Raw genomic sequence first — 26,379 nt, 5'->3', positions numbered from 1 at the left:
AGGTCCTGCCCATGTCATCTGTCCCCCCGACCGCATCCGACCAGACCGCAGCCGAGCCGAAGAACGCACTCGACCGCTTCTTCGAGATCACCCGCCGCGGATCCAGCGTGGGCGCCGAGGTCCGCGGCGGCGTCGTGACCTTCGTGACGATGGCCTACATCGTCATCCTCAACCCGATCATCCTGTCCAGCTCCAAGGACATCGCGGGCACCCAGCTCGGCTTCGTCCAGCTCAGCGCCGTCACCGGCTTCACCGCCGCGGTGATGACGATCCTGTTCGGCCTGATCGCACGCCTCCCGTTCGCGTTCGCCGCGGGCCTCGGCATCAACGCCTTCCTCGCGTTCTCCGTGGTGGGCGAGGTGACCTGGGCCGAGGCGATGGGTCTCGTCGTCATCAACGGCCTCATCATCGTCCTGCTCAGCGCCACCGGGCTGCGCCGGATGATCTTCGAAGCCGTCCCCATGCAGCTCAAGCTCGCCATCACGGTCGGGATCGGCCTGTTCATCGCGTTCATCGGGCTCGTGAACGCCGGGTTCGTGACCTCCACCAAGAGCGATTCGCCGCCGGTCGGGCTGGGCATCGGCGGCTCCGTGGCCACCGCGCCCACCCTCGTCTTCGTGATCACCCTGCTGCTCACCGCGATCCTGGTCGGCCTGCGCATCAAGGGCGGCATCCTCATCGGGCTCGTCTCGGGCACGGTGATCGCCGTGATCGTCGAGGCGATCTGGCACCTCGGCCCGAAGGTCGACGGCGACAAGGTCCACCCGGGAGGCTGGGGCCTCACCGTGCCGACGCTTCCGAAGAACCTCGTCGCCGTCCCCGACCTGTCGCTCATCGGCCACGTCGACCTGTTCGGCGCATTCGGCCGGATCGGCGCCGTGTCGGCGCTCATGCTCGTGTTCACGCTGGTGTTCACGAACTTCTTCGACGCCATGGGCACGATGACCGGGCTCTCGAAGGAGGCGGGCCTGGCCGACGACAAGGGCGAGTTCCCGCGGCTGCGCTCGGCGCTCATCGTCGAGGGCGTCGGCGCCGTCGCGGGTGGACTGACCTCCGGATCCTCCAACACGGTGTTCATCGAATCGGGCGCCGGCATCGGCGAGGGCGCGCGCACGGGCCTGGCCAACATCGTCACCGGCCTGCTGTTCCTGCTCGCGATGTTCTTCACGCCGCTCGTCTCGATCGTGCCCACCGAGGTGGCGGCGGCCGCGCTCGTGATCGTGGGCGCGCTCATGATGAGCCAGATCCGCCACATCGATCTCACCGACTTCACGGCGCTGTTCCCCGTGTTCATCACGGTCACGATCATGCCGCTCACCTACTCGATCGCGAACGGCATCGGCGCCGGCTTCATCAGCTGGGTGCTGGTGCGCGCATTCTCCGGTCGGATCCGCGGGATCAGCCCGCTGCTGTGGATCGTGACGGCCGGCTTCGTGATCTACTTCGCGCGCGGCCCCATCGAGGCGCTGCTGCACTGAGGCGACCGCGCTCCGACCCCCGAGGCCCCTCGCCCACCGCCGCTGCGCGGGCTGCGGCGAGGGGCCTCGTCGTCGGTCGCGGAGACTCAGAGCGCGAGGGGGACGCCCGCCTCCGGCACGCGCAGGCGCCCGGCCAGGTCCGCGTAGCCGAACTCGCGCACCAGGCGCTCCCGCGTCTCGGTGAAGTGGTGCCAGCCCTCGGCGTGTACGGGCACGATCACAGCCTCCCCCAGCTCCCGGGCGGCCTCCACCGCGGTGCGCGCGTTCAGGGTGAGGTCGGCGTCGCCGAAGCGGCCCACGTTCGCGGCGCCGGCGAAGAGCATCGCGATGTCGATGCGACCGATCCGCTCGACGATCGCCGACACCACGTCGACGGAGGCGTTGTCGCCGGACACGTAGAGCACGGGCTCGCCGGGTGCCGACAGCACGAACCCGGTCACGGTGCCGGACAGCGCCTCGGCCCCCTCCGGCCCGTGCAGCGCGGGCACGGCGGTGATCTCGACCGGCCCGGCGTGGTGCATCTGCCACGGGGCGAGCCCGGTCACGCCGTCGATCCGCGCTCCCGCCTCGGGCGTGGAGAGCACCGCGCCCGCTCGCGGCAGGAACGCGCGCCCCGCCTCGTCGAGGTTGTCCGGGTGCTGGTCGTGCGAGAGCAGGACCACGTCGATCGCGCCCACCGCGTCGGCGGCGACCGCCGGGCCGGTGAGCTTGTGCAGCGGGATGCCGCCCGGGTAGGTCCGCGGGGCGTCGAAGGTGGGATCGGTGAGCAGGCGCAGGCCGGCGTACTCGATGAGCGCGGTCGGTCCGCCGATGAGCGTCAGGGTCACGGTGTTCTCGGTCATGGCTCCATCGTGCCGTCGCCGTCACTCGATCGGGAGTGGCCCTGATGACACCTTCCGATAAGATCGGGCCATGCGCACCGCCGCGGTCCTCGCCTTCCCGGGCATCAGCCCGTTCCACCTGTCCGTGCCGCTCATGGTCTTCGGCGGCGTCGGCGTGCGCTCGGTCGAGGCCGCCTATCGCACGGTGACCGTCGCGGAGGAGCCGGGGCCGGTGCGCACGGCGGCCGGACTGGACCTCGTCGTCACCGACGGCCTGGACGCCCTCGCCGCCGCCGATCTCGTGGTGATCCCGAGCTGGGATCCGGATGTCGCGCCGAGCGAAGCGCTCCTCGACGCGGTGCGCACCGCGCACGGCAACGGGGCGAAGGTGCTGGGCCTGTGCCTGGGCGCCTTCGTCGTGGCCGCGAGCGGCATCGCGACCGGACGTGAGGTCTCCACGCACTGGTCGGCGGGTCCGCAGCTCGCCGCACGTCACCCGGAGCTCACCGTGCGCTGCGAGGCGCTGTGGACCGACCTCGGCGACGTCGTGACCTCCGCGGGGGTCGCCGCTGCGCTGGACTGCTGCCTGCACATCGTCCGCACCGAGCTCGGCAGCGCCGTGGCCGCCGACCTGGCCCGGTCTCTGGTCATGGCGCCGCACCGGGAGGGATCCCAGGCGCAGTTCCTGTCCCGCCCGCTCGCTGCGGAGCGGGACGGCGACGAGATCGACCGGGCGATCGCCTGGGCCCTGGAGCGGCTCGCAGAGCCTGCGCCGCTCGATGCCTGGGCCGGCGCCGTGCATCTGTCCCGCCGCACCTTCACGCGGCGGTTCCGCGCGCGCACCGGCAGCAGCCCGGGAGACTGGCTGCTGCAGCGCCGGCTGGACGAGGCGCGCCGCCTTCTGGAGGCGTCGGATCTGCCCGTCGACGCCGTGGCGCAGCGCACCGGGTTCGGCAGCGCCGTGACCCTGCGCCACCACTTCCGCGCGCGCTTCGGCACCACCCCCGGGGCGCACCGCCGGGCGTTCGCGGATCCGGCCTGAGGACAGGCGGGCCCCGCGCGCGCGGCGACGGCACGACGAAGGGCTCCAGGCGCGAAGCCCGGAGCCCTTCGTGTACAGCGGTGGTTACAGCGCGGCGTAGACCTCGCGCAGCAGCGCGGCCGTCTCGGACGGCGTCTTGCCGACCTTGACGCCGGCGGCCTCGAGGGCCTCCTTCTTCGCCTGCGCGGTGCCCGCGGAGCCGGAGACGATGGCGCCGGCGTGGCCCATGGTCTTGCCCTCGGGGGCGGTGAAGCCCGCAACGTAGCCGACGACCGGCTTGGTGACGTTGGCCTTGATGAACTCGGCCGCGCGCTCCTCGGCGTCGCCGCCGATCTCGCCGATCATCACGATCGCCTTGGTCTCGGGGTCGGCCTCGAACGCGGCGAGCGCGTCGATGTGCGTGGTGCCGATGACCGGGTCGCCGCCGATGCCGATGGCGGTGGAGAAGCCCAGGTCGCGCAGCTCGAACATCATCTGGTACGTCAGGGTGCCCGACTTCGAGACCAGGCCGATCGGGCCCTTGCCCGTGATGTTGGCCGGGGTGATGCCGGCGAGGGCCTCACCCGGGGTGATGATGCCGGGGCAGTTCGGGCCGATGATACGGGTCTTGTTGCCCTTCTCGGTCGCGTACGCCCACGCCTCGGCGGAGTCGCCGACCGGAACGCCCTCGGTGATGACCACGAGCAGCGGGATCTCGCTGTCGATGGCCTCGATCATCGCGTCCTTCGTGAATGCCGGCGGCACGAACGCGACCGACACGTTCGCGCCGGTCTTCTCGATGGCCTCGGCGACGGAGGCGAAGACGGGCAGCTCGACGGCGTTGCCGTCCTTGTCGGTGTGCGAGACCGTGGTGCCGGCCTTGCGCGCGTTCACGCCGCCGACGATGTTGGTGCCCGCCTTCAGCATGAGGGCGGTGTGCTTGGTGCCCTCGCCGCCGGTGATGCCCTGGACGATGACCTTGGAGTCCTTGTTGAGGTAGATCGACATGTTCCTTGTCCTTGTCTCGGGAGCCGGGTCAGGCGTTGGCCAGCTCGGCGGCCTTGTCGGCGCCCTCGTCCATGGTGGCGGCGAGCGTGACGAGCGGGTGGTTCGCGGCGGTGAGGATCGCGCGGCCCTCCTCGACCTGGTTGCCGTCGAGACGGACGACCAGCGGCTTGGTGGCCGCGTCGCCCAGGATCTCGAGCGCCTTGACGATGCCCTCGGCGACGGCGACGCAGCTGGTGATGCCGCCGAAGACGTTCACGAAGACGCTCTTGACCTGCTCGTCGCCGAGGATGACGTCGAGGCCGCTCGCCATGACCTGCGCGTTCGCGCCGCCGCCGATGTCGAGGAAGTTGGCGGGCTTCACGCCGCCGTGGTTCTCGCCGGCGTAGGCGACCACGTCGAGGGTCGACATGACCAGGCCCGCGCCGTTGCCGATGATGCCGACCTGGCCGTCGAGCTTCACGTAGTTCAGGCCCGACTCCTTGGCCTTCGCCTCGAGCGGGTTCTCGGTGGCCTTGTCGGCGAGCTCCTCGTGCTCTGGGTGGCGCACCTCGGAGGCGTTGTCGTCGAGGGTGACCTTGCCGTCCAGGGCGATGATGTCGCCCTCCTCGGTCTGCACGAGCGGGTTGACCTCGACCAGGGTCGCGTCCTCGCCCTTGTACACGTCGTAGAGCTTCACGAACACGTCGGAGACCGCGTCGAGCAGGTCCTCCGGGAAGTTCGCGGCCTTCGCGATCTCGAGCGCCTTGTCCTTGGTGATGCCGGTCAGCGGGTTGACCTCGACGCGAGCGAGCGCCTCGGGCTTCTCGACGGCGAGCTGCTCGATCTCCATGCCACCCTCGACCGAGCACAGGCTCAGGTAGGAGCGGTTGGCGCGATCCAGCAGTACCGAGAAGTAGAACTCGCGCGCGATGCGTGCGCCCGCGGCGACCATGACGCGCTTGACGACGTGGCCCTTGATGTCCAGGCCGAGGATCGCCTTGGCGGCCTCGTACGCCTCGTCCGGGTTCTTCGCGACCTTCACGCCGCCGGCCTTGCCGCGGCCGCCGGTCTTGACCTGCGCCTTGACGACGACGACTCCGCCGAGCTTCTCCGCGGCTGCCTTCACCTCCTCGGGGGTGTCGGCGACGATGCCGGCGAGGACCGGCACTCCGTACTTCTCGAAAAGGTCTCGTGCCTGGTACTCGTAGAGGTCCACGTGCAGTCCTTCGCTGGTTGCGACGAATGGGACGCGACAGGAATTCTGTCGGGTGTCGATGTGATTCGACCCGGTCAACCAGCCTACTACCGCGGAATCGCGCTTCCTGACCGCCGTCTTGGCCGCCGAAGAAGGCGGCGACGGCGTGCCTTGACGCACAACGGTGCGCGCAGGAGCAGGGGAACTAGGCTTTGCTGCTATGACAGAGCACGCCGACGTGTCCCCCGCCCGCACCGCCGTGGTGCGAGCGGCGCTCGAGCTGTTCTCCGCCCAGGGCTTCGACTCGACCTCGGTCGAGCAGATCGCCAAGGCCGCGGGCATCTCGCGCTCCACCTTCTTCCGCCAGTTCGGCGGCAAGGACGACGTCGTCTTCGCCGATCACGAGGAGCTGCTCGAGGGGCTGCGCCGCTACCTGGACCGCCCTCACGCCAATCCGTGGACGGCCGTGTGCGACGCGTCGATGATGGTGTTCCGTGCGTTCGCGGCCGACCCGGAGCTCGCGCGTCTGCGCTACCAGGTCGTGCGCGAGGTGCCCACGCTGCGCGACCGTGAGATCGTCGCGGTGTTCCGGTACGAGCGCCTCTTCGACGAGTACCTGCGCCGTTCCCTGCCGGACCTGGATCCGCTCGACGCGGTCGGGTTCGCCGCGCTCGTCACCGCCGTGCACAACCATGTGCTCCGCCGTCTGCTGCGCGGGTCGCGCACCTCCGCGGCCGCGCTCCGCCGCGCCCTGGACGACGTGCTGCGCCGTTACGGCGTGCACCCGGACGGCATGAAGGAGCCCGGCGAGGATGCGGTCATCGTGGCCGTGTTCCCCCGCTCGATGCCGATGGCGGAGATCACGCGGCGCCTGCGCGACGAACTGGAGTGAATCCCGCGCGCCTCTCACGGTTCCGGCCGGATCCGGTGTCGGTCGCGGGCGCGAATCGCGGTACGCTGTCTCATGATTTCTGAGACTCAGTCTCATGCCTCGGATGGAGACCTCATGAGCAACGACGCCCGCTTCCCCGGCGAAGCCGTCACCTCCTACGACCTGACCGGCCGTCAGGGCACCGACTACTACGAGGTCTTCTCCGACATCCCCGCCGAGGACCGCGCGCACTGGGAACGGGCGCAGGCGTACGTCGACGAGGTCGCACCGCGGATGCTCGACGCGTGGGACCGCGCCGAGTACCCGCTCGAGGCCGCCCGGCGCATGGGCGAGCTGGATCTCGTGGTCGACGGCATCGAGCACCCCGCCCTCACCCGGATGAGCCCCCTCGCGGCGGGCCTGGTGAACATGGAGATCTCCCGCGGCGACGGCTCGCTCGGCACGGTCCTCGCTGTGCAGGGCGGCCTCGCACTGCGCACCCTCGCGCTGTTCGGCAGCCCGGAGCAGCAGGAGCGCTGGCTGGTGCCGCTCGCCGACGGCTCCGTGCTCGGATCCTTCGCGCTCACCGAGCCGGACCACGGATCCGACTCGGTCTCCCTGGAGACCGTCGCTCGGCGCGACGGCGACGAGTGGGTGCTGCGCGGGGCGAAGAAGTGGATCGGGAACGGCGCCTCCGGTGGGATCACCTTCGTGTGGGCGCGCGTTGACGACGAGGGCACCGCCGAGCACGGCGCCGTGCGCTGCTTCCTCGTCGAGCAGGACCGCCCGGGCTATCAGGGCACCGTCATCACCGGCAAGGTGTCGCTGCGCGGGATCCACCAGGCGCACATCCGCCTCGACGACGTGCGGATCCCTCGGGATGCGGTGCTGCCGGGCACGCACAGCTTCAAGGACGCGTCCACCGTGCTCTACGCGACCCGCTCGGGCGTGGCCTGGTCGGCCCTCGGGCACGCCACCGCCTGCTACGAGGCGGCGCTCGCGTATGCGAAGACCCGGATCCAGTTCGGCAAGCCGCTCGCGAAGTTCCAGATGGTGCAGGAGCGCCTCACGCACATGCTCGAGGAGCTCACCGCGATGCAGCTCTACTGCCGGCGGATGGCCGACATGGACGAGGCAGGCACGCTGCGACCGACGCAGGCCTCGCTCGCGAAGTTCCACAACACCCGCGCCGCTCGGCGCATCGCCTCCGCCGCTCGGGACCTGCTCGGCGGCAACGGGATCCTGCTCGAGAACGGCGTCATGCAGCACATGGCCGACATCGAGGCGATCCACACCTACGAGGGCACCGAGAGCGTGCAGGCGCTGCTCATCGGCCGCGACATCACCGGGATGAGCGCGTTCGCCTGAGCGCGTTCGCCTGATCCGACGCCGTGCCGAACTCGGCCACGCCTTGCTGCAGGGCACGGCCGCCGTTCTGCAGGGCGCGGGCGCCGTTCTGCAGGACGGAATCCGCCGTTGCGGTCACTCCCGCACGCGGCCGCCGTGGCACGCCCGGCCTGGACCTACGGCACGACCAGAGGACCCTGCAGAACGCCCCGGGCTCCCTGCAGAACGCCCCGGGCTCCCTGCAGAACGGTACGGGATCCCTGCAGAACGGCGCGGGATCCCTGCTGAACGGCTCAGGCTCAGGTGCAGGCGCAGCCGCCGGAGGGCGTCTTCACCATGAAGCACACGTCGCACACCCCGTAGTCGCGCTCGTCCAGCGGGGTCGTCTTCGGCGCGCGGGGCTCGGCCTTGGGCTTCGCCGGAGCACGGGTCCCCGCGGTGCGCGAAGGACGCGCGACACCGGCCGGCGCGCTCTGCAGCTCGCTCGGATGCGTCACGTAGAAGTAGGGTGCGCGGCCCTCACTGGGCGCGAGCGGCAGCGCCCGCCCGCCGACGACGACGATCTCGTCCTCGGTGAAGCCGTTCGTGTAGGTGCGCCCGATGTGCAGGGCCGCGCCGTCGCCGCGACGGATCGCCTCGATGTAGCGGCCGCGGTCGATGAAGGTGCTGACGCCGACGGCGTCCACGATCGCGCGGATGAAGTCGTGATTCACCGGGTCGATGCGCTGACCGCGCAGAGCCTCGGTGAGCGACTTGTAGGGACGGGAGGTGCCGGTGGGGGTCGGGCCCTGGACTTCGTTCATCCCCTCTAGGATCCCACGTTCTGCTCGGAGCGACCTGCCCGCGTGCGAGACTGGCCGCATGCCCCGCGCGACCGTGATCGGCAGCGGACCGAACGGCCTGACCGCCGCGGTCTCGCTCGCCCGTGCCGGATACGCGGTCGAGGTGATCGAGGCCGCATCGACGATCGGCGGCGGCGTGCGCAGCGACACGTCGACGCTCCCCGGATTCGTGCTCGACGTGTGCTCGGCGGTGCACCCCGCGGCCTACTCGTCGCCGTTCTTCCGCGCCTTCGGACGCGACCGCATCGACTGGATCATTCCGGAAGCGGCATATGCCCATCCGCTCGACGGTGGGCGGGCCGGGATCGCCTGGCACGACCTCGAGCGCACCGCCGACGCGCTCGGCCCGGACGCCCGCGCCTGGCGCGCCCTGCTGCGTCCGCTGAGCTCGCACATCGACGGGCTCCTCGACTTCACGAGCGGCTCTCTGCTGCGCCTCCCGGACGACCCCGTCACCGCCGTCCGCTACGGGCTCCGCGTGCTCGAGCAGGGATCGGCGATGGCCGAGCGCACCTTCCGCACCGCGGAGGCGGCCGCACTCGCAGCAGGCGTGGTGGCGCACGCCAACTCGGCGCTCCCCTCCCTCAGCGGCGCCGCGGCCGGCCTGCTCCTCATGGCGCAGGCGCACGCCGGCGGCTGGGCTTATCCGCGCGGCGGGGCCCAGCGGATCGCGGACGTGCTCGCCGACGACCTGCGGGCGCACGGCGGCAGGATCCGCACCGACGCGCCCGTCGCCGACCTGTCGGCGCTGGACTGGGGGGATCCGCGGCAGGGCGACCTGCTGCTGCTCAACACGGCGCCCCGGCTCGCGCTGACCCTGCGCGACGTTCCTGCCCGCTACGCCGACGCCGTGCGCGCCTATCGTTACGGCCATGCCGCCGCCAAGGTGGACTTCGCCCTGGACGGTCCGGTGCCGTGGACGAATCCCGGCGTCGCCCTGGTGCCCACCGTACACGTCGGCGGCACCCGCGAGGAGGTGTGGGCCAGCGAGAACGCGGTCGCCCAGGGGCGGATCTCCGAGCGACCTTATGTGCTCGTCGTGCAGCCGTCCGTGCTCGACGACTCGCGCGCGCCCGCGGGCAGGCAGGTGCTGTGGGCGTACATCCACGTGCCCGCGAACTCGGACGCCGACGCGACGGAGCTGATCGTGCGGCAGATCGAGCGCTTCGCGCCGGGGTTCCGCGATCGCATCCTCGCAAGCCATGCCGTGACCGCCCGGGAGCGTGTGCACCTGAACCCGGCGGAGATCGGCGGCGACATCTTCGGCGGCGCGTTCACGATGCGCCAGGCCTTCGTGCGGCCCGTGCTGTCCCGCACCCCGTGGCGCACGCCGATGCCCGGCGTGTATCTCGCGTCGGCGGCCACGCCGCCCGGCCCCGGGGTCAACGGCATGGCCGGCTGGCACGCCGCGCGCACCGCGCTCGCCGACGCCGGCGAGCGCGTCGCCCTCCCCGACCTGTTCGGCCCCTGATCCCCGGCTCGTCGCTCCGTCTGTTTGCGTCAAACGGTGGGCTCAGGGGGCGAAACGCCACGGTTCGGCGAAAATAGACGGACCGACGAGGCGGGCGGACGGGCAGGATGGGATCCATGCGTTACGAGATCCCTGCACCGATGCTCGCGAAGGCCGCCGCCGCCGTGCCGGATCCGGCGAAGTTCCCGGACGGCCTGCTGTACGAGCCCAAGTGGGACGGGTTCCGCGGGCTCGTGTCGTGGGACGGTGAGACGGTCGAGATCGGCTCCCGCGGGGCGAAGCCGCTCACCCGCTACTTCCCCGAGCTCGTCGACGCGATCCCCCGCCTCCTTCCGGGACCGTGCCTGCTCGACGGCGAGATCGTCGTCGCCACCGGCCCTGCGGGATCGCAGCGGCTGGACTGGGAGGCGCTGAGCCAGCGGATCCACCCCGCCGCGTCCCGGGTGCAGAAGCTGTCGGCGGAGACGCCGGCGATGTTCATCGCGTTCGACCTGCTCGCCGAGGGCGACGAGGATCTGCAGCCGCTCCCGTTCGGCGAGCGCAGGGCGCGGCTCGAGCGACTGCTCGCCGAGGTGCCGCACCCGCTGCACCTCACGCGCACGACCACGGATCCGGACCTGGCACGGCGCTGGCTCGCCGAGTTCGAGGGCGCGGGTCTCGACGGTGTCGTCGCGAAGCCGCTGGACCAGCCGTACGCGCCGAACAAGCGCACCCTGTTCAAGGTGAAGCACGCGCGCACGGCGGACGTGGTCGCGCTCGGCTACCGCATCCACAAGAGCGGCTCGGGCGTCGGATCCCTCCTCGTGGGCCTCTACGGCGACGACGGCGTGCTGCGCCAGGTGGGCGGAGTGGCGGCGTGGAGCGACGCGATGCGGCAGCAGCTGGTCGAGGATCTCGCGCCCCTCGTGGAGCGCGACGAGTCCGGCGCCGCCGTCACCGGCGAGGGCGAGCGATCGCGATTCAGCGGGAGCAAGGACACGTCGTTCGTGCGGCTGCGCCCCGAGCGCGTGCTCGAGGTGCGCTACGACCAGCTGGAGGGCTGGCGGTTCCGGCACACCGTGCAGTTCGAGCGCTGGCGCGATGACCGCGAGGCGCGATCGTGCACCTACGAGCAGCTCGAGACCGTCGCCGGATACGACCTCGCCGACGTGATCGACTGACGCCCCTCGCGGCAGACGCGCACCCGGGTCCCCGATCGAGGACGCCCCGCCCTAGCGAGGCTCGCCGTTCTCGTCCCAGTTCGCCGCGACCTTCTTCGAGGGCTGCACGCGCGGGGGCTCGCCGGGCATCTTCGGGAATTCCGGGGGGAACGGCATCTCGCCGAGCCCGTCCTCCACGTCGCGCTCCCACCAGCCCAGCAGCGTATCGATCCGCCCCGGAGCGTCCTGCATGTTCGCCCACGGGTCCCCGATGTCGGCGAGGCGCCGCGGGACGGTGCGCACGGTGAACCGCGTTGGATCCACCTCGTCCAGCTCGTCCCAGGCGATCGGCGTCGAGACGGTCGCACCCGGCAGGGCGCGGGGACTGTAGGCGCCCGCCATCGTGCGGTCGCGGTTGGCCTGGTTGAAGTCCACGAAGATCCGCTGCCCGCGCTCCTCCTTCCACCATGCGGTGGTCACCCGGTCGGGCATCCGCCGCTCCAGCTCGCGTCCCGCGGCGATCACGGCGTGCCGCACCGTGAGGAACTCCCACTCCGGCACGATCGGGCAGAACACGTGCAGCCCGCGGTTCCCGCTGGTCTTGATGAACGCCTCCAGCCCCGCCTCGCGCAGCACCGCGCGCAGCTCGTGCGCGGCCGGGACCGCCTCGGCGAAGCCGGTGCCCGGCTGCGGATCCAGGTCGATGCGCAGCTCCACCGGGTTGTCGGTGTCGGACGCGAGCGACGCCCACGGATGGAACACCACCGTGTTCATCTGCACCGCCCACACGATCGCGGCCGGCTCGGTGAGCACGATCTGCGGGTGCGAGCGACCGCTGTTGTACGTGCACATCACGCTCTGCACGAAGTCCGGCGTGCCCTTGGGCGGGTTCTTGGAGAAGAAGCTCTCCCCGCCGATGCCGTCGCGGTAGCGCTCGAGCGACACCGGCCGGTCGCCGGTCGAGGTGAGGAACGGCGTCGCCACGGTCTGCACGTACTCGGCCAGCTCCGCCTTCGTGATCGGGCCGCCCTCTGCCTCCGGCCAGACCGCACGGTTGGGGCTGGACAGATCCAGCGAGCGGTCCCCGTCGGGGCCGGGGATGGTCAGCGTGATGCGCTCGGATGCCATGACTCGACCCTAGGGTGCGGCGCGGACGTCTGGCCAGGCCCGCGGGCTCAGCGCAGCACGCGTCCTGCGGCGGCACGGATCTCGGCGGCGATGGCGTCCAGCAGCTCGGAGCGCAGGTTCCACTGCTGCCAGAACAGCGGCGACGTCGTCTCCGCGTCGTCGAGGCGCACCAGCCGCCCGTCCGCGAGGCCGGGCTCCGCGTGCGGCACGGGCAGCAGCGCCCACCCCAGGCCCAGCTCCACCGCGACCGAGAAGTCCGCCGACGCGGGCACGTGGTGACGGGGCACGGGCCAGGGATCCACGCCGCGTCCGCGCAGCCAGTCCTGCTGCATCAGATCGCGGCGGTCGAAGTCGACGAACGGCGCGAGCGAGAGCGCCTCGGCGGTGACGCCGTCCGGGAACCAGCGCCGCGCGAACGCCGGTGAGGCCGCCGCCACGTAGCGCAGCGCACCCAGCGCCTCCACGCGGCAGCCGCCGACCGGCTCCGACTCGCTGGTGACGGCGGCCATCACCGTGCCGGATTCGAGCAGGCGCGCGGTGAAGTTCTGATCGTCGCGATGCAGGTCGAACTCGACGTCGTGCCTCTCGGACAAGCGTGCGAGAGGCGTGAGGAACCAGGTCGCCATCGAGTCCGCGTTCACCGCGAGCGGGATGCGCACGCGAGCGCCCTCGGCTTCGCCCGCGAGGCCGAATCCGGCGATCGCATCGCGCTCGAGCAGGGCCACCTGCCGGCCGAAACGCGCGACCGCCTCCCCCGCCTCGGTCGCGCGCGCCGGCTTGCTGCGCACGAGCAGGATCCGCCCGAGCTGCTGCTCGAGCGTCTTGATCCGCTGGCTGACCGCGGAGGGTGTGAGCAGCAGACGCCGCGCCGCCCCCTCGAAGCTGCCCTCGTCGAGCACAGCGGCCACGGTGCGCGCCGATTCCGGATCCACCTGCACATCAGAGATCCTAATCTTGATTAAGGAATCTTCGCTGGTGTTGAAGAGGGCGGGGACCGTATCGTCGATCCGTGCTCACCCTCCTCTCCGGCCTCGGCCTCATGTTCTCGCTCATCATCGCCGTCGGCGCGCAGAACGTGTACGTGCTGCGCCAGGGGCTGCGTCGGGAGCACGTGCTGCCGGTCGTGCTCATCTGCGCCACCTCCGATGCGGCGCTCGTGCTCGCCGGGACGGCCGGACTGGGCTACCTCGTGAAGACCCTCCCCTGGCTCATCGTCGTCGCACGCTGGGCCGGTGCGATCTCCCTCGTGCTGTACGGGATCCTCGCCGCGCGGCGGGCATGGCGCTCCGGTGGCGAGGCCCTGATCGCCGACGTCGCGGAGAGTCCCGCCGAGGGTGCGGCCGGCGCGTCCTCCGCCCCCGGCCGCACCGCGACGCTCGCGCGCACGGCGCCGCTGGCTCCGGTGATCCTCGCGACGCTCGCGTTCACCTGGCTGAACCCGAACGTGTACCTCGACACGGTGCTGCTCATCGGGTCGATCGCCGCCACGCACGGCGATGCGGGGTGGCTGTTCGCGGCGGGCGCGATCACCGCGAGCGTGGTCTGGTTCTTCGGGCTCGGCTACGGCGCGCGCCATCTCGGGCGCTGGCTGCGCACGCCGCGCGCCTGGCGGATCCTCGACACGGCGATCGCCGTCCTGCTCGTGGTGATGGGCATCGGCCTCGTGCTCCCGCTCTTCGTCGGCTGATCGGAGCGCCGGCGCCGGTCACTCCGCGGCGTCGGCGCCCGCCGGAGCGTCCTGTCCGCTCTCGGGATGCTCGGTGGCCGCGAGCGCACGCAGGAAGCGCGTCACGATCGACCGCTCGGCGGACGACAGCCCCGCGGCGACCTCGAACCGCCGCGCGTGCACGCGCCCGACGCTCTCCCGGGCCGCCCGCCGCGTCTCCGGCGTCACGCTCAGCGTGATCGCGCGTCGATCCACCGGATGCGGCCGGCGCACCACGTGACCGCCGCGCTCGAGGCGGTCGAGCATCTTCGTCGTCGCGGCGCTGCTGACGTGCAGGTGCTCGGCGACGGCCCGGGCCGTCGCGATCTGGCCGGCGTTCTCGGCGGCGATCATGAATCGCAGCGCGCGCATGTCGTTCTCGTTCAGCTTCATGTACCGCCGCGAGGCCTCGCTCATCCGTGCGGCGGCCCCGTGCCACGCGCGCAGCGCCGCCATCAGCTCCACGATCTCGTCGACCTCGGCGTCCGAGAGATCGGCGCGGGGCACGAGCTCGCGTCGCGGATCGATCACGCGCGGATCGATCATCGCCCGGCCGAGGCGATCGTCAGGCGCGAAGTCTTCCACGGGAGGACTCTATGCCATATCGTTATGGTTAACTACCTTAGTAATATTTTCCCTAACTTGGTTAGTAATATCTTCGGCGAGCAAATGGAGGCCTTCGATGATCCCCGACACTGAGATGGTCGTGCTCCTCGACGCCGAGGGGGAACGGATCGGGATCGCTCCGAAGAGCAGCGTGCACGGAGCCGACACCCGCCTGCACCTCGCGTTCTCCTGCCATGTCTTCGATCCGCGCGGTCGGCTGCTGGTGACGCGCCGGGCCCTGACCAAGACCGCGTGGCCGGGCGTCTGGACCAACTCGTTCTGCGGGCATCCCGCGCCGGGCGAGGAGCTGCTCGCCGCGGTCCGCCGCCGCGCCGAGCACGAGCTCGGCATCGCCCTGGACGGGATCGATCCGGTGCTCCCCTTCTTCCGCTACCGGGCGACCGACGCCGCCGGGATCGTGGAGAACGAGATCTGCCCCGTCTATCTGGCCGTCACGTCCGACACTCCGCGACCGCATCCGGACGAAGTCGTCGAGCACCGCTGGGTGGACCCCGACGACCTCGCCGAGTCCATCCGTCGCGCGCCCTGGGCCTTCAGCCCCTGGCTCGTCCTGCAGGCGAAGCTCCTCCCCTTCCTCGGCGGCCGCGGGCTCGAGGAGATCGCCTCGTGACCGACAGCGCCGTGACGAAGGACCTGCTCTCCGAGGTCGGAGCCGTGATCGACGAGTGCTTCCGCGACGCGGCGACCCGCCTGGGCGATCTCGCCGGATTCGGCGCCGTCTGGGAGGAGACGCGTCGCGCCGCCGAGGGAGGCAAGCTGCTCCGTCCGCGCCTCCTCCTCGCAGCGCACCGCGCCTTCGACGCGGGATCTCCGGAGGACGCGATCCGCGCGGCCGCGGCGCTCGAGCTGCTCCACCTCGCCTTCCTGCTGCACGACGACGTGATCGACCGCGACGTGCTGCGCCGCGGCGCACCGAACCTGATCGCCCGTCGCCGCGACGCCGCACGCGCGATGGGGGCGGACGAGGCGGAGGCGCTCCACTACGGGGACAGCTGCGCGATCCTCGCCGGCGACGTCCTGCTCTCGGCGGCGCACCGGCTGATCGCCGAGCTGGACGCACCGGCGCCCCGGCGCAGGGCGCTGTGGGCCGTACTGAGCGACGCGATCGGCGCTGCGGCCGTGGGCGAGCATGCGGACGTGCTGCTGGGCCTGCAGGGCGGCGCCGACGAAGAGGCGGTCCTTCGCACCATGGAGCACAAGACGGCGCGCTACTCCTTCAATGCTCCCCTGCGGATGGGCGCCATCCTCGGCGGGGCGGATGCGACCGCGGTCGAGACGCTCGGCGTCGTCGGCACGACGGTCGGGATCGCCTTCCAGGTGCGTGACGATGTGCTCGGCGTGTTCGGCGACCCGCAGCACACCGGGAAGTCGGCCCTCTCCGACCTCCGCGAGGGCAAGATCACCCTGCTCGTCGCGCACGCCGCCGCGGATCCCTCCTGGCAGAGCGCCTCCGCGCTCTTCGGAGACCCCGGTCTCGACGAACGCGGGGCGGCGGTGCTCCGCGCCGCGATCGAGAGGTCCGGCGGCCTCGCACGGGCTGAGGCGGCGATCTCCGGCCTCGTCGCCGAGGCGCGCGCCGCCCTGCTGCTCTCCGCGCTCCCGGCCGTCCTGATCGACGACCTCGAGAACATCATCGCGAGCGCGGCGGAGCGGGTCCGATGAGTGCGGACACCGGACTCGCGCTCTACGACCGCGCGGCCGCACGGGGCTCCGCGCAGGTCCTGGACAGCTACTCGACCTCCTTCCGCCTCGCCAGCCGGCTCTGCTCGGGCCCGGTGCGCGTCGATCTCGCCGCGATCTACGCGCTCGTGCGCGTCGCCGACGAGATCGTCGACGGATGCGCGGCGGATGCGGGCCTGTCCCCGGCGCAGTGCCGTGAGGTGCTGGACGGCCTCGAGCGCGAGGTCGGCGCGGCCCTCGACACGGGATACAGCGCCAATCTCGTCGTGCACGCCTTCGCGACGACCGCCCGCGCGACCGGGATCGGCGAGGATCTCACCCGTCCCTTCTTCGCGTCGATGCGTCGCGATCTGAGCCCGCTCGCGTTCGCCGACGAACGGGAGCTCGACGACTACGTGCACGGGTCGGCCGAGGTGGTCGGCCTCATGTGCCTGGCCTCGTTCCGTCGCGGAATGGATCCGGATCCGGTCCGGGACGCGCGGTGGGACCGCGGCGCGATCGCCCTGGGCTCGGCGTTCCAGCGAGTGAACTTCCTCCGCGATCTCGGCGCCGACGCCGACGGGCTCGGCCGGCGCTACTTCCCCGGCGTCGATCCGCACTCCGTCACCGATGCGCAGCGCGACCGGATCCTGGACGGGATCGACGCGGAGCTGGCGATCGCCGGCGCCGTCATCGGCGAACTGCCCTCCTCGTCGCGCCGCGCGGTCGCCGCCGCGCACCTGCTGTACTCCGAGCTCTCGGCACGGCTGCGACGCACCCCGGCGCGGGTGCTCGCCGACCGCCGGGTCCGCGTTCCGGCCCCGCGCAAGGCGGCGCTGCTCGCGCGCGCGGCCCTGCGCGGACTCGAGCCGGGGCTCGGAGCGGCACGATGAGCCGGGTGGCCGTGCTCGGCGGTGGGATCTCCGGGCTCGCGTCGGCCGCTCTGCTCGCCGCCGACGGGCACGACGTCTCGCTCTTCGAGCAGTCCTCGCGGCTCGGCGGCAGGGCGGGCAGCTGGGAGAGCGACGGCTTCCGCTTCGACACCGGGCCCTCCTGGTACCTCATGCCCGAGGTCTTCGACCACTGCTTCCGGCTGCTCGGCACGAGCGCCGCGGCCGAGCTCGATCTCGTCCGGCTCGATCCCGCCTATCGGGTGTTCGCCGAGGGGGCCGAGTCGCTGGACGTGCACTCGGAGCGGGAGCGCTCGCTCGCGCTGTTCGAGTCGGTGGAGCCGGGCGCGGGCGCCGCCCTCGCCCGTCACCTCGACTCGGCTGCGCGCACCGCGCGGATCGCGAGCGACCGCTTCCTCTACACGGACTTCTCGCACCCGGGGGCCTTCCTGCCCGGGAGCGAGCTCCGCGAGCTCCCCCGGCTCGCCGCGCTGCTGGGCACGTCCCTGCAGGGGATGGTCGAGGCGTCGTTCTCGGACCGCCGGCTGCGCCAGATCCTGCAGTACCCGGCGGTGTTCCTCGGCGCAGCCCCCGGCATCGCCCCCGCCCTGTTCCATCTGATGAGCTCGTTCGATCTTGAGGACGGAGTGCTCTACCCGCGCGGCGGCTTCACCACGGTGATCGACGCGTTCGCCCGGCTCGCCCGCGAGGCGGGCGCGCGGTTGCACACCGACGCGCGGGTGCACCGGATCCTGGTCGGGGGCGGAGAGGTGCGCGGCGTCATCGTCTCCCAGGACGGCGTCGCGCGCGAGGAGCCGTTCGACCGCGTCGTGAGCACGGTCGACATGCACCACAGCGACACGGCCCTGCTGCCGAGGCGGGCGCGCGAGCGCCCGGCGTCGCACTGGCGCCGGGCCAACCCCGGCACGGGCGCCGTCCTTGCGATGCTCGGCGTCCGCGGAAGGCTGCCGGGCCTCACCCATCACAACCTCGTGTTCACCGAGGACTGGGACGAGAACTTCGACGCGATCTTCGGATCCGCGCCGCGCGTGCCGGAGCCGGCCTCGTTCTACGCCTGCATGCCCAGCGCGACCGACGACACCGTGGCGCCGCAGGACCACGAGAACCTGTTCCTGCTCATCCCCGTGCCCGCGGATCCGGCGATCGGCGGCGGCGGGATCGACGGCCGCGGGGCCGCGGAGGTGGAGCGCATCGCAGATCGCGCGATCGCAGAGCTGGCCGTGCTGTCCGGCAGCCCCGATCTCGCGGAGCGGATCGTGCTGCGGCGCACGGTGGGCCCGGCGGACTTCGCCCGCGACCTGCACTCCTGGCGGGGCTCCGCGCTGGGGCCGGCGCACACGCTGCGGCAGAGCGCGTTCCTGCGCGGCCGCACGCGCTCCCGCACGACGCGCGGGCTGTTCTACGCGGGGGCGACCACGCTGCCCGGCATCGGCCTGCCGATGTGCCTGATCAGCGCAGAACTCGTGCTGAAGGCGTTCCGCGGAGACCGCACCGTCGGCCCCCTGCCCGTTCCGGCGGAGGCGTGATGGGTCTGCTCCACCTCGCTCTCCTGCTCACCGCGATCCTGTGCATCGGGCTGGTCGACGCGCGCTGGCGACTGTTCGTCTGGGCGCAGCCGGGACGGGCGCTGCTCGTGCTTGCCGCGGGTGTCGCGTTCCTGCTGCTCTGGGACGCGGCGGGCATCGCCACGGGGATCTTCTCCCGCGAGGGAAATCCGTTCTCGACGGGGATCCTCCTCGCGCCGCATCTGCCGGTCGAGGAGCCGGTGTTCCTGCTGTTCCTCGTGCAGCTGACCATGGTGCTGTACTCGGGAACGCTGCGGATCCTGCGGCGACGGGCGGAGCAGCGCCCGTGAACGCGACCTACCTGATCGTCGACGCCCTCTTCCTCGCGCCCTGCGTGCTCGCGCAGGCGCTGACCTGGCGGCGTCGGCCGCGCGGGCACGGCACGGCGCTCGCCGCGGCCGTCGTGGTGCTCGTGCTGCTCACGGCCGTCTTCGACTCGCTCATGATCGCGGCGGGCCTGTTCACGTACGCCCCCGACCGCATCAGCGGGATCCGGATCGGGCTCGCGCCGATCGAGGATCTCGCCTATCCCGTCGCTGCGGCCCTGCTCGGCTCGGCCCTGTGGAACGCACGTCGTCCGGCGCCCGCCCCGGCGCCGAGGCCCGCTGCGCGCCCGGATCCGTCAACCGTCCCGGAGGAGCCCCGGCGATGAGCACATCCCTCGCATCCTCGCTTCCCCGCGACCTGCTGCTCGCCTCGCGCCCGGTGAGCTGGATCAACACCGCCTACGGCTTCGCGGCGGCCTACCTGCTCACCTCCGGACGCGTCGACGCGGCCTTCGTGATCGGGACCCTGTTCTTCCTCGTGCCGTACAACCTCGCGATGTACGGGATCAACGACGTCTTCGACTACGCGTCGGACCTCGCGAACCCCCGCAAGGGCGGCGCGGAGGGCGCGATCCTCTCCCCCGCCCGTCATCGGGTCGTCCTGACGTGGTCGACGCTGCTCCCCGTCCCGTTCGCGGTGGCGCTCGTCATGCTCGGCGACCCGGTGTCCTGGCTCGTCCTGGCCCTCAGCCTGTTCGCGGTGGTCGCGTACTCCGCCCCGGGGCTGCGGTTCAAGGAGATCCCCTTCGTGGACTCCCTCACCTCGAGCACGCACTTCGTCTCGCCGGCGGTGTACGGCCTCGCGCTCGCCCACGCGACGCCGACCGTCCCGCTCGTCCTCCTGCTGCTGGCCTTCTTCGCCTGGGGCGTCGCGAGCCACGCCTTCGGGGCGGTGCAGGACATCGGTCCGGACCGGGAGGCGGGGATCTCGTCGATCGCGACCGCCCTGGGCGCGCGCCGGACCGTGCGCTTCGCCCTGTCGATGTGGGCCGTCGCGGGGGTGCTGATGCTGTTCACCACGTGGCCCGGTCCCCTGGGCGCGTTCCTCGCGGTGCCGTACCTCGTCGCGGTGTGGCCGTTCCGCTCGGTGACGGACGCCGAGGCGGCGAGCACGAACCGCGGGTGGCGGCGGTTCCTGCTCCTGAACTACGTCTGCGGCTTCCTGGCGACGATGCTGCTGATCTGGTGGGCGCTCCTGGGCGGCGCCGCCTTCTGAGGCCGCGCCGCGGTCGCGCTTCTGCTCAGCGCTCGTCGATCTCCGCGAGGCGGAAGGAGACGAGGTCGCGGATCAGATCCTCGGGGATCTCGGATCCGGGGGCGAAGCGGAGGGCGCCGGTGCTCGCATCCGCACCCGGGATCGTCGCGACGCGGCCCGCGACCGCGGCGACGGCCGCCGCGCTGAACGGGTAGACGCCGAGGTGCTTGGCGGCGCGGATGGCCGAGATCAGCACTTTTCCGTCGTATTTGAGCGCGGGCATCCGGTATCCGGTGCCCTGCTCCGCGTCAGGGGCGAGCTCGCCCGCGATCTCATAGACCCGCGCGAGGGCGGCCCGATCCGCCGGATCCGAGACGGTCGCCAGGTAGTCGTCCACTGCACCCATGCGCTCATCCTGGCACGCGGACCGGGAACGACGAAGGTCCGCCCCGGCGAACCGGAGCGGACCTTCGTGACGCGACGTCAGCCTCAGATGGCGTTGACGTCCAGCGGGATGCCGGGGCCGAACGTGGTCGACACGGCGCCCTTCTGGATGTAACGGCCTTTCGAGCTGGACGGCTTGAGGCGAACGATCTCCTCGAGCGCGGCCTTCATGTTCTCACCGAGCTGCTCGGCCGAGAACGACGCCTTGCCGACGACGAAGTGCACGTTGGCGTGCTTGTCGACGCGGAACTCGATCTTTCCGCCCTTGATCTCCTCCACGGCCTTGGCCGGGTTCGGGGTCACGGTGCCGGTCTTCGGGTTCGGCATCAGGCCACGGGGACCGAGCACCTTGCCGAGACGGCCGACCTGGCCCATGAGCTCCGGGGTGGCGACGGCCGCGTCGAACGCGGTCCAGCCGCCGGCGACCTTCTCGATGAGCTCGGCGCCGCCGACCTCGTCCGCACCCGCGGCGATCGCGGCCTCAGCGGCCGGACCCGTCGCGAACACGATGACGCGGGCGGTCTTGCCGGTGCCGTGCGGGAGGATGACGGTGCCGCGCACCATCTGGTCCGCCTTGCGCGGGTCGACGGAGAGCTTCAGCGCGACCTCGACGGTGGAGTCGAACTTCGCGGAGCCGGTCTCCTTCGCCAGGGCGACGGCCTCAGCAGGGGTGTAGAAGCGGTCTGCCTCGATCTTCGCGGCAGCAGCGTTGTAAGCCTTGGACTTGGTAGCCATTGTTATCTCCCTCAGCCCTCGACCGTGATGCCCATGGAACGGGCGGTTCCGGCGATGATCTTGGACGCGGCGTCGATGTCGTTCGCGTTCAGGTCGGCCTGCTTCTGCTCGGCGATCTGACGGACCTGCTCGGCGGTGATCTTCGCGACCTTGACGGTGTGCGGAGTGGCGGAGCCCTTCTGCACGCCCGCAGCCTTCTTGATCAGCTCGGCGGCCGGCGGGGTCTTCAGGATGAACGTGAAGCTGCGGTCCTCGTAGACGGTGATCTCGACGGGGATGACGTTGCCGCGCTGCGACTCGGTCGCCGCGTTGTACGCCTTGCAGAACTCCATGATGTTGACGCCATGCTGACCGAGCGCGGGGCCGATCGGCGGCGCCGGGTTGGCAGCGCCGGCGTTGATCTGGAGCTTGATCAGGCCGGTCACCTTCTTCTTCGGTGCCATAGTGATTCCTTTCTCGAGCGATTCGGGCCCTTCGTGCTTCGACAAGCTCAGCAGGCTCAGGGACCGATTTCCTCTCCCGCAGATCCGGCATCTCCGGAACGCGGTGCCGTCTGCACGCACGACGAACGCACGCACAAACCCTAGGAGTCTACCCGATCCGCGACCCCGGCGCACATCGACGGTCCCGGACAGACGAGGAACGGCCGCCCCCTCGGGGACGGCCGTTCCTTATGCGCTTCGGGAGAAGCGTCAGATCATCTTGGTGACCTGGTCGAACGACAGCTCGACCGGCGTCTCGCGCTCGAAGAGCGAGACGAGCACGGTGAGCTTGCCGCTCTCCGGCTTGATCTCGGAGATGGATCCGGGCAGGCCCGCGAACGAGCCCTCCTTGATCGTGATCGTCTCGCCGATCTCGAAGTCGACCTCGGCGGCGAGCGGACGCGCCACGGCGGTGCCGCCCTTGGCTGCGACAGCCTTGGCGGTCGGGACGTCCTTGACCTCGACGAGCGACTTCAGCATGTTGAAGGCCTCTTCGAAGCGCAGCGGCGTCGGGTTGTGCGCGTTGCCGACGAAGCCGGTGACGCCGGGCGTGTGCCGCACGACGGACCAGGTGTCCTCGTTCAGCTCCATGCGCACGAGCACGTAGCCGGGGATCCGGACGCGCGTGACCATCTTGCGCTGGCCGTTCTTGATCTCGACGACGTCCTCCATCGGGACCTCGATCTGGTAGATGTCGTCCTCGACTTCGAGCGTCGACTTGCGCTGCTCGATGTTGGCCTTCACCTTGCGCTCGAAGCCGGCGTAGGAGTGGATGACGTACCACTTGCCGGGGAGCATGCGCAGGTCTGCCTTGAATGCCTCGTACGGGTCCTCCTCGGCGTCCTCCGCCTCGGCGGCGTCATCCTCGCCGTTCACGTCGGGACCGTCATAGGGCGTGACCTCGTCAGCCGCGGCAGCCTCGCGCTCAGCGGCCTCCTCGGCCACGGAGTCGTTGAGCACCTCGGCAGCGGCCTCGGACTCGGCCGCCTGGTCCAGGTTGAGAGCGTCGTTCACGATCGCGTCTGCCTCCGGGTCTTCTTCGAATTCGATGTCTTCGTCGTCCGCGTCTTCGTCGTCGTCGCCCTCGATGTGCAGGGCGACGCGCTCCGCGGGGGTGACGGCGCGCTCCTCGAAAGCGAGGATGTCGCCCTCCTGGGCCTCGTCGTCCTCGCTGGACTGCTCGGCGGCGGTCGCCCAGTCGACGTCGTCTCCGAGGTAACGTTCGCGTTCGGACACTTGTTCTTCTCTCCTTCAGGTTCGGCCCGGGGTCAGCTGCCGCCGGGCCGCGGGATCACGCGGTTTTCCCGGGAACCCCGAAGACTTGCGTCGTCAGCCACGAGAAGGCCATGTCGAGCCCGTACACGAGCGCCATCATCACGATGACGAACCCCAGGACGACCAGGGTGTACTTGACGAGCTCCTTGCGCGTGGGGGTGACCACCTTGCGGAGCTCCGCGATCACCTGACGGAAGAACAGCGCGATGCGGCCGAAGAAGCCCAGCTTCTTGTCGCGTCCCGCGCCGCCGTTCGCCGTGGAGACCACAGCGCCCGATGCGTCCTGAACCATCCTCGAGTACCTTTCGTGTGCCGGCTGCGCGCCGACGCGCAGGGCGGACAGGAATCGAACCTGCAACCTGCGGTTTTGGAGACCGCTGCTCTGCCAATTGAGCTACCGCCCTAGAGGTCCGGAGACCTCTGTCCGCCTCCCCCCGTCGTTCCGGGAGACCCGGGGCACGGCGAAAGAATGCAGACAACAACTGCTCGTCCAGTGTACGGCATGCGCAACGGGCCTCCGAACCGGGCGCGCATCCCGGGCGCGGCGCAGGGGGGTGCAGCGCCCCTCCGGCGCATCCGCGAGGACGCGCCGGCTCAGAAAAGCTGGCGCCAGTTCGCCTTCGCGAGATCGAGCAGCTCGTCGCCCCGGCCGGAGAGCACGGTGCGGATCGCGTACAGCGCGAAACCCTTGACCTGCTCCGCGTTCACGGCGGGCGGCATCGACAGCTCCTGCCGCTCGGTGACCACGTCGAGCAGCGCGGGTCCGTCGTGCGCGAGCACCTCGGCGAGTGCGTCGGGGAGGTCCTCGCTGCGCTCCACCCGGCGGCCGAAGATCCCCATCGCCCCGGCGACGGCGGCGAAGTCGGGGTTGATCAGCTCCGTGCCGTAGTTCACGAATCCGGCGGCCTTCATCTCCAGTTCCACGAAGTTCAGGGACGAGTTGTTCACCACGATCGTCTTCACCGGCAGCCGGTTCTGCGTGAGCGAGACCAGCTCGCCGAGCATCATTGTGAGCCCGCCGTCGCCGGCCAGCGCGATGACCTGCCGCCCGGGCTCCGACGCCTGAGCGCCGATGGCGTGCAGCAGGGCGTTCGCCATGGAGCCGTGGTTGAAGGATCCGATGAGGCGCCGCTTCCCGTTCATGTGCAGGTAGCGCGCAGCCCACACCGTCGGCGATCCCACGTCGGCGGTGAACACGGCGTCCTCGGCGGCGGCCTCGTCCAGCAGTCGCGCCAGGTACTGCGGATGGATGGGCGCCTTCCCGCGGGAGGGCACCGCGAGCTCGTCGAGCTTCGCGCGGGTCTTCCGGTAGTGCGCCGTGGCGTCGTCGAGGTGGGCGTGCCGACGGTCTCCCTTGAGGCGCGGCAGCAGCGCGGCCGCGGTCGCACCGACGTCGCCGACGAGGCCGAGGTCGAGCGGGTGCCGGCGGCCGAGGTGCTCGCCGCGGATGTCGACCTGGATCGTCGTCGCCTTCGCCGGATAGAACTGCGGGTAGGGGAAGTCGGATCCGAGGATCAGCAGCGCGTCGGCCGCCTCCATGGCGCGGTAGCCCGACGCGAAGCCGAGCAGGCCGGTCATGCCGACGTCGAACGGGTTGTCGTACTCCACGAACTCCTTCCCGCGCAGAGCGTGCACCACTGGCGCCGCCAGGCGGTCGGCGAGTGCGACGACCTCGTCATGGGCGCCCTCCGCGCCCGCGCCGGCGAGGATGGTCACCTTCGAGGCGGCGTTCAGCAGGGTCGCCGCGCGCTCCAGCTCCTGCGGCGCGGGGGTGACGATCGGGCGGCTGCGCTCGATCACCGTGACGCGCTCGTCCACGGCTTCGGCGAGCGCGATGTCGCCGGGGATCACGAGCACGGCCACGCCCCGCCGGGCGATAGCCTGCCGCATCGCGACCTCGAGCAGCCGCGGCATCTGCACCGGATCCGAGACGTACTCGACGTACACGCTGCACTCGCGGAACAGCTCCTGCGGGTGAGTCTCCTGGAAGTACTGGGTGCCGATCTCGCTGGTGGGGATGTGCGCGGCGATCGCGAGCACGGGCACGCGCGAGCGGTTCGCGTCGTAGAGGCCGTTGATGAGGTGCAGGTTGCCCGGGCCGCAGGATCCGGCGACGACCGCGAGGTCGCCGCTGAGCGCCGCCTCCGCCGCGGCGGCGAAGGCCGCGGTCTCCTCGTGGCGCACGTGCACCCATCGGATAGTGCCGTCCTTGCGCAGCGCGTCGGTGAAGCCGTTCAGGGAGTCCCCGGGGATCCCGTACACGCGCTTCACCCCGTTCGCGTGGAGAGTGGAGACGATGTTCTCGGCGACGGTGGTCATGGCGGCCTCTCGTGAAAGCGATCAGGACCCTTCGAGGCTACGCTCGCCGGCGCGGACGGGGGCCGGGTGCGCGCACGGGTATTGACCCACCCAGCGGTGACGACCACCCTGAGTGCATGCGCTCCGCCTCCCCCATCCCCGGCAACTCCTGGCCGCATGACATGTCGATCCGCGTCGAGGATGAGCCGCATGCGCTGCTCGAGCTGCTGTGGGTGCGCGAGGTCTACGGGCTGCGACCGCCCGGCGACGTGCCACCTCCGCTCGAGGAGCCTCCCGTCGAGCGGCTCGCCTCCCCCGATGCCGCGTCCTGGTCAGCGGCGTGGTCCGAGCTGTGGCGGGACGTCCTGACGCATGCCGCGAGTGTGGACAGGCAGCCGCTTGCCGCGCAGATCGACGACGCCCCGCCAGGCTCACCGGAGCGGCTCGCCCTGCTCAAGCAGCTCGTCGGGCCGACGTGGCGGGACCGCTTCGGCGGGGAGGGTCTCGTCGCCTCGTTCTCCGGGTGGTGCACCCGTCGGGTGCAGCGACGTATCGCGGGATACCGCAGCGGACCGTTGCAGGAGCACCCGGAGTGGCGGGCCCTCGACGCCTTGATCCCGGCCTGGAAGGCCGGACTGACGCTCGTGATCGAGATCCCGTGCCGCGGCGAGTACACCCGCGTCGCCGGGGCGTCCGCTCTGCTCGTGACTGGGGAGACCCGGGCGGATCCGGAGCGCTACGCCGAGGCGCTGACCGCGTTCGCCGCCCGAGCCGGGAACGGCTCCTGACGCTCACCCGACGCGCATGGTCACCTGAGCCGCCTTCCGTCGGGGCGGCGTGGTCGTGCTCGATGGCCG

28 protein-coding genes and 1 tRNA gene are annotated in these 26,379 nt (G+C 71.2%); 15 read left to right on the top strand and 14 right to left on the bottom strand.

The features are described 5' to 3' along the window. Positions 1-11 precede the first annotated feature (11 nt). Positions 12-1,478, top strand: a complete 1,467-nt coding sequence (locus ACYQ1L_RS04480) for an NCS2 family permease (protein WP_460003045.1) — start codon at positions 12-14, stop codon at positions 1,476-1,478. Positions 1,479-1,564: 86 nt separating this feature from the next. On the opposite strand, the gene ACYQ1L_RS04475 is transcribed toward ACYQ1L_RS04480, so the two are convergent. Beyond that, entirely contained in the window at positions 1,565-2,320 is a 756-nt protein-coding gene (locus ACYQ1L_RS04475) for an MBL fold metallo-hydrolase (protein WP_460003044.1), read from the bottom strand. A 70-nt stretch (positions 2,321-2,390) separates the two neighbouring features. Between ACYQ1L_RS04475 and ACYQ1L_RS04470 the strand changes: the two genes are divergently transcribed. Further along, positions 2,391-3,341, top strand: coding sequence for a GlxA family transcriptional regulator (locus ACYQ1L_RS04470; protein ID WP_460003043.1), 951 nt, complete (start codon positions 2,391-2,393; stop codon positions 3,339-3,341). A gap of 84 nt (positions 3,342-3,425) precedes the next feature. Here the strand turns inward: ACYQ1L_RS04470 and sucD are convergent, their stop codons facing one another. Then, the gene (gene sucD / locus ACYQ1L_RS04465) at positions 3,426-4,328 is read right to left on the bottom strand and encodes a succinate--CoA ligase subunit alpha (protein WP_460003042.1); all 903 of its coding nucleotides are present in this window, start codon (positions 4,326-4,328) and stop codon (positions 3,426-3,428) included. Positions 4,329-4,356: 28 nt separating this feature from the next. After that, positions 4,357-5,523, bottom strand: coding sequence for an ADP-forming succinate--CoA ligase subunit beta (gene sucC, locus ACYQ1L_RS04460; RefSeq protein ID WP_159576719.1), 1,167 nt, complete (start codon positions 5,521-5,523; stop codon positions 4,357-4,359). A 199-nt stretch (positions 5,524-5,722) separates the two neighbouring features. Between sucC and ACYQ1L_RS04455 the strand changes: the two genes are divergently transcribed. Continuing rightward, a complete protein-coding gene (locus ACYQ1L_RS04455; protein ID WP_460003041.1) occupies positions 5,723-6,394 on the top strand; it encodes a TetR family transcriptional regulator in 672 nt (223 codons plus the stop codon). Positions 6,395-6,508: 114 nt separating this feature from the next. After that, on the top strand, positions 6,509-7,741 hold the full coding sequence (locus ACYQ1L_RS04450; protein ID WP_460003040.1) for an acyl-CoA dehydrogenase family protein: 1,233 nt from the start codon (positions 6,509-6,511) through the stop codon (positions 7,739-7,741). A gap of 278 nt (positions 7,742-8,019) precedes the next feature. Here ACYQ1L_RS04450 and ACYQ1L_RS04445 read toward each other — a convergent pair whose 3' ends face one another. Next, on the bottom strand, positions 8,020-8,523 hold the full coding sequence (locus ACYQ1L_RS04445) for a hypothetical protein (protein WP_439903018.1): 504 nt from the start codon (positions 8,521-8,523) through the stop codon (positions 8,020-8,022). 58 nt (positions 8,524-8,581) lie between these two features. Between ACYQ1L_RS04445 and ACYQ1L_RS04440 the strand changes: the two genes are divergently transcribed. Both ACYQ1L_RS04440 and ACYQ1L_RS04435 read left to right on the top strand, forming a co-directional pair. Continuing rightward, on the top strand, positions 8,582-10,033 hold the full coding sequence (locus tag ACYQ1L_RS04440) for a phytoene desaturase family protein (protein ID WP_460003039.1): 1,452 nt from the start codon (positions 8,582-8,584) through the stop codon (positions 10,031-10,033). Positions 10,034-10,149: 116 nt separating this feature from the next. Beyond that, the gene (locus ACYQ1L_RS04435; RefSeq protein ID WP_460003038.1) at positions 10,150-11,193 is read left to right on the top strand and encodes an ATP-dependent DNA ligase; all 1,044 of its coding nucleotides are present in this window, start codon (positions 10,150-10,152) and stop codon (positions 11,191-11,193) included. A gap of 51 nt (positions 11,194-11,244) precedes the next feature. Here the strand turns inward: ACYQ1L_RS04435 and ligD are convergent, their stop codons facing one another. Together ligD and ACYQ1L_RS04425 are read right to left on the bottom strand one after the other, a co-directional pair. Continuing rightward, positions 11,245-12,300 carry a non-homologous end-joining DNA ligase gene (ligD, locus tag ACYQ1L_RS04430; protein ID WP_460003037.1) on the bottom strand — a complete coding sequence of 352 codons (1,056 nt, stop codon included), beginning with the start codon at positions 12,298-12,300 and terminating at the stop codon, positions 11,245-11,247. A 47-nt stretch (positions 12,301-12,347) separates the two neighbouring features. Beyond that, positions 12,348-13,238 carry a LysR family transcriptional regulator ArgP gene (locus tag ACYQ1L_RS04425; RefSeq protein ID WP_460003036.1) on the bottom strand — a complete coding sequence of 297 codons (891 nt, stop codon included), beginning with the start codon at positions 13,236-13,238 and terminating at the stop codon, positions 12,348-12,350. A 71-nt stretch (positions 13,239-13,309) separates the two neighbouring features. Here ACYQ1L_RS04425 and ACYQ1L_RS04420 point away from each other — a divergent pair, with 71 nt between their 5' ends. Then, the gene (locus ACYQ1L_RS04420; protein ID WP_460003035.1) at positions 13,310-13,987 is read left to right on the top strand and encodes a LysE/ArgO family amino acid transporter; all 678 of its coding nucleotides are present in this window, start codon (positions 13,310-13,312) and stop codon (positions 13,985-13,987) included. An 18-nt stretch (positions 13,988-14,005) separates the two neighbouring features. On the opposite strand, the gene ACYQ1L_RS04415 is transcribed toward ACYQ1L_RS04420, so the two are convergent. Continuing rightward, positions 14,006-14,590, bottom strand: a complete 585-nt coding sequence (locus tag ACYQ1L_RS04415) for a MarR family winged helix-turn-helix transcriptional regulator (RefSeq protein WP_460003034.1) — start codon at positions 14,588-14,590, stop codon at positions 14,006-14,008. 97 nt (positions 14,591-14,687) lie between these two features. Between ACYQ1L_RS04415 and idi the strand changes: the two genes are divergently transcribed. Genes idi through ACYQ1L_RS04380 form a run of 7 tightly spaced genes read left to right on the top strand, consistent with a single transcriptional unit; the run spans position 14,688 to position 20,309 of the window. Next, positions 14,688-15,242, top strand: coding sequence for an isopentenyl-diphosphate Delta-isomerase (idi, locus tag ACYQ1L_RS04410; RefSeq protein WP_460003033.1), 555 nt, complete (start codon positions 14,688-14,690; stop codon positions 15,240-15,242). After that, positions 15,239-16,294 (top strand): polyprenyl synthetase family protein, encoded by a 1,056-nt coding sequence (locus tag ACYQ1L_RS04405; RefSeq protein ID WP_460003032.1) that lies wholly within the window; start codon positions 15,239-15,241, stop codon positions 16,292-16,294. Before idi ends, ACYQ1L_RS04405 begins: the two co-directional genes overlap by 4 nt. Further along, positions 16,291-17,184: a phytoene/squalene synthase family protein gene (locus ACYQ1L_RS04400; protein ID WP_460003031.1), complete on the top strand. Its 894-nt coding sequence runs from the start codon at positions 16,291-16,293 to the stop codon at positions 17,182-17,184. The genes ACYQ1L_RS04405 and ACYQ1L_RS04400 overlap by 4 nt, the downstream gene beginning before the upstream one ends. Further along, on the top strand, positions 17,181-18,728 hold the full coding sequence (crtI, locus tag ACYQ1L_RS04395; protein ID WP_460003030.1) for a phytoene desaturase family protein: 1,548 nt from the start codon (positions 17,181-17,183) through the stop codon (positions 18,726-18,728). Before ACYQ1L_RS04400 ends, crtI begins: the two co-directional genes overlap by 4 nt. Further along, the gene (locus ACYQ1L_RS04390) at positions 18,728-19,057 is read left to right on the top strand and encodes a lycopene cyclase domain-containing protein (protein ID WP_460003029.1); all 330 of its coding nucleotides are present in this window, start codon (positions 18,728-18,730) and stop codon (positions 19,055-19,057) included. Before crtI ends, ACYQ1L_RS04390 begins: the two co-directional genes overlap by 1 nt. Continuing rightward, positions 19,054-19,419: a lycopene cyclase domain-containing protein gene (locus ACYQ1L_RS04385; RefSeq protein WP_460003028.1), complete on the top strand. Its 366-nt coding sequence runs from the start codon at positions 19,054-19,056 to the stop codon at positions 19,417-19,419. The genes ACYQ1L_RS04390 and ACYQ1L_RS04385 overlap by 4 nt, the downstream gene beginning before the upstream one ends. Beyond that, a complete protein-coding gene (locus ACYQ1L_RS04380; protein ID WP_460003027.1) occupies positions 19,416-20,309 on the top strand; it encodes a prenyltransferase in 894 nt (297 codons plus the stop codon). Before ACYQ1L_RS04385 ends, ACYQ1L_RS04380 begins: the two co-directional genes overlap by 4 nt. Before the next feature lie 25 nt (positions 20,310-20,334). Here ACYQ1L_RS04380 and ACYQ1L_RS04375 read toward each other — a convergent pair whose 3' ends face one another. The 7 genes from ACYQ1L_RS04375 to poxB form a co-directional block, all read right to left on the bottom strand. Beyond that, entirely contained in the window at positions 20,335-20,694 is a 360-nt protein-coding gene (locus tag ACYQ1L_RS04375; protein ID WP_460003026.1) for an iron chaperone, read from the bottom strand. Between the two features lie 83 nt (positions 20,695-20,777). Further along, positions 20,778-21,467, bottom strand: a complete 690-nt coding sequence (rplA, locus tag ACYQ1L_RS04370) for a 50S ribosomal protein L1 (protein ID WP_159576730.1) — start codon at positions 21,465-21,467, stop codon at positions 20,778-20,780. 11 nt (positions 21,468-21,478) lie between these two features. Next, positions 21,479-21,910 (bottom strand): 50S ribosomal protein L11, encoded by a 432-nt coding sequence (gene rplK, locus ACYQ1L_RS04365; protein WP_045250755.1) that lies wholly within the window; start codon positions 21,908-21,910, stop codon positions 21,479-21,481. Between the two features lie 249 nt (positions 21,911-22,159). Further along, positions 22,160-23,185, bottom strand: a complete 1,026-nt coding sequence (gene nusG, locus ACYQ1L_RS04360) for a transcription termination/antitermination protein NusG (RefSeq protein WP_460003025.1) — start codon at positions 23,183-23,185, stop codon at positions 22,160-22,162. A 55-nt stretch (positions 23,186-23,240) separates the two neighbouring features. After that, positions 23,241-23,516, bottom strand: a complete 276-nt coding sequence (gene secE / locus ACYQ1L_RS04355; protein ID WP_159576732.1) for a preprotein translocase subunit SecE — start codon at positions 23,514-23,516, stop codon at positions 23,241-23,243. A 39-nt stretch (positions 23,517-23,555) separates the two neighbouring features. Then, positions 23,556-23,628: transfer RNA gene (locus ACYQ1L_RS04350), tRNA-Trp, on the bottom strand. 190 nt (positions 23,629-23,818) lie between these two features. After that, on the bottom strand, positions 23,819-25,543 hold the full coding sequence (poxB, locus tag ACYQ1L_RS04345) for a ubiquinone-dependent pyruvate dehydrogenase (protein ID WP_460003024.1): 1,725 nt from the start codon (positions 25,541-25,543) through the stop codon (positions 23,819-23,821). Between the two features lie 116 nt (positions 25,544-25,659). On the opposite strand from poxB, the gene ACYQ1L_RS04340 reads away from it, so the two are divergent. Then, on the top strand, positions 25,660-26,310 hold the full coding sequence (locus ACYQ1L_RS04340) for a hypothetical protein (RefSeq protein ID WP_460003023.1): 651 nt from the start codon (positions 25,660-25,662) through the stop codon (positions 26,308-26,310). The last annotated feature ends 69 nt before the right edge of the window (positions 26,311-26,379 follow it).

This window comes from Microbacterium xylanilyticum (assembly GCF_054654695.1).
The sequence above is the reverse complement of the archived record's forward strand: the minus strand, read 5'-3'. Positions and strand labels throughout refer to the sequence as shown.

Bases quoted from the DNA above. Each gene is read 5' to 3' on its own strand.
- ACYQ1L_RS04340 (WP_460003023.1), top strand. From the start codon at position 25,660: ATGCGCTCCGCCTCCCCCATCCCCGGCAACTCCTGGCCGCATGACATG.
- ACYQ1L_RS04375 (WP_460003026.1), bottom strand. From the start codon at position 20,694: ATGGGTGCAGTGGACGACTACCTGGCGACCGTCTCGGATCCGGCGGAT.
- rplK (WP_045250755.1), bottom strand. From the start codon at position 21,910: ATGGCACCGAAGAAGAAGGTGACCGGCCTGATCAAGCTCCAGATCAAC.
- ligD (WP_460003037.1), bottom strand. From the start codon at position 12,300: ATGGCATCCGAGCGCATCACGCTGACCATCCCCGGCCCCGACGGGGAC.
- ACYQ1L_RS04390 (WP_460003029.1), top strand. From the start codon at position 18,728: ATGGGTCTGCTCCACCTCGCTCTCCTGCTCACCGCGATCCTGTGCATC.
- rplA (WP_159576730.1), bottom strand. From the start codon at position 21,467: ATGGCTACCAAGTCCAAGGCTTACAACGCTGCTGCCGCGAAGATCGAG.
- ACYQ1L_RS04400 (WP_460003031.1), top strand. From the start codon at position 16,291: ATGAGTGCGGACACCGGACTCGCGCTCTACGACCGCGCGGCCGCACGG.
- poxB (WP_460003024.1), bottom strand. From the start codon at position 25,543: ATGACCACCGTCGCCGAGAACATCGTCTCCACTCTCCACGCGAACGGG.
- secE (WP_159576732.1), bottom strand. From the start codon at position 23,516: ATGGTTCAGGACGCATCGGGCGCTGTGGTCTCCACGGCGAACGGCGGC.
- ACYQ1L_RS04380 (WP_460003027.1), top strand. From the start codon at position 19,416: ATGAGCACATCCCTCGCATCCTCGCTTCCCCGCGACCTGCTGCTCGCC.
- ACYQ1L_RS04440 (WP_460003039.1), top strand. From the start codon at position 8,582: ATGCCCCGCGCGACCGTGATCGGCAGCGGACCGAACGGCCTGACCGCC.
- crtI (WP_460003030.1), top strand. From the start codon at position 17,181: ATGAGCCGGGTGGCCGTGCTCGGCGGTGGGATCTCCGGGCTCGCGTCG.
- ACYQ1L_RS04450 (WP_460003040.1), top strand. From the start codon at position 6,509: ATGAGCAACGACGCCCGCTTCCCCGGCGAAGCCGTCACCTCCTACGAC.
- idi (WP_460003033.1), top strand. From the start codon at position 14,688: ATGATCCCCGACACTGAGATGGTCGTGCTCCTCGACGCCGAGGGGGAA.
- ACYQ1L_RS04470 (WP_460003043.1), top strand. From the start codon at position 2,391: ATGCGCACCGCCGCGGTCCTCGCCTTCCCGGGCATCAGCCCGTTCCAC.
- ACYQ1L_RS04480 (WP_460003045.1), top strand. From the start codon at position 12: ATGTCATCTGTCCCCCCGACCGCATCCGACCAGACCGCAGCCGAGCCG.
- ACYQ1L_RS04455 (WP_460003041.1), top strand. From the start codon at position 5,723: ATGACAGAGCACGCCGACGTGTCCCCCGCCCGCACCGCCGTGGTGCGA.
- ACYQ1L_RS04435 (WP_460003038.1), top strand. From the start codon at position 10,150: ATGCGTTACGAGATCCCTGCACCGATGCTCGCGAAGGCCGCCGCCGCC.
- ACYQ1L_RS04445 (WP_439903018.1), bottom strand. From the start codon at position 8,523: ATGAACGAAGTCCAGGGCCCGACCCCCACCGGCACCTCCCGTCCCTAC.
- ACYQ1L_RS04475 (WP_460003044.1), bottom strand. From the start codon at position 2,320: ATGACCGAGAACACCGTGACCCTGACGCTCATCGGCGGACCGACCGCG.
- sucD (WP_460003042.1), bottom strand. From the start codon at position 4,328: ATGTCGATCTACCTCAACAAGGACTCCAAGGTCATCGTCCAGGGCATC.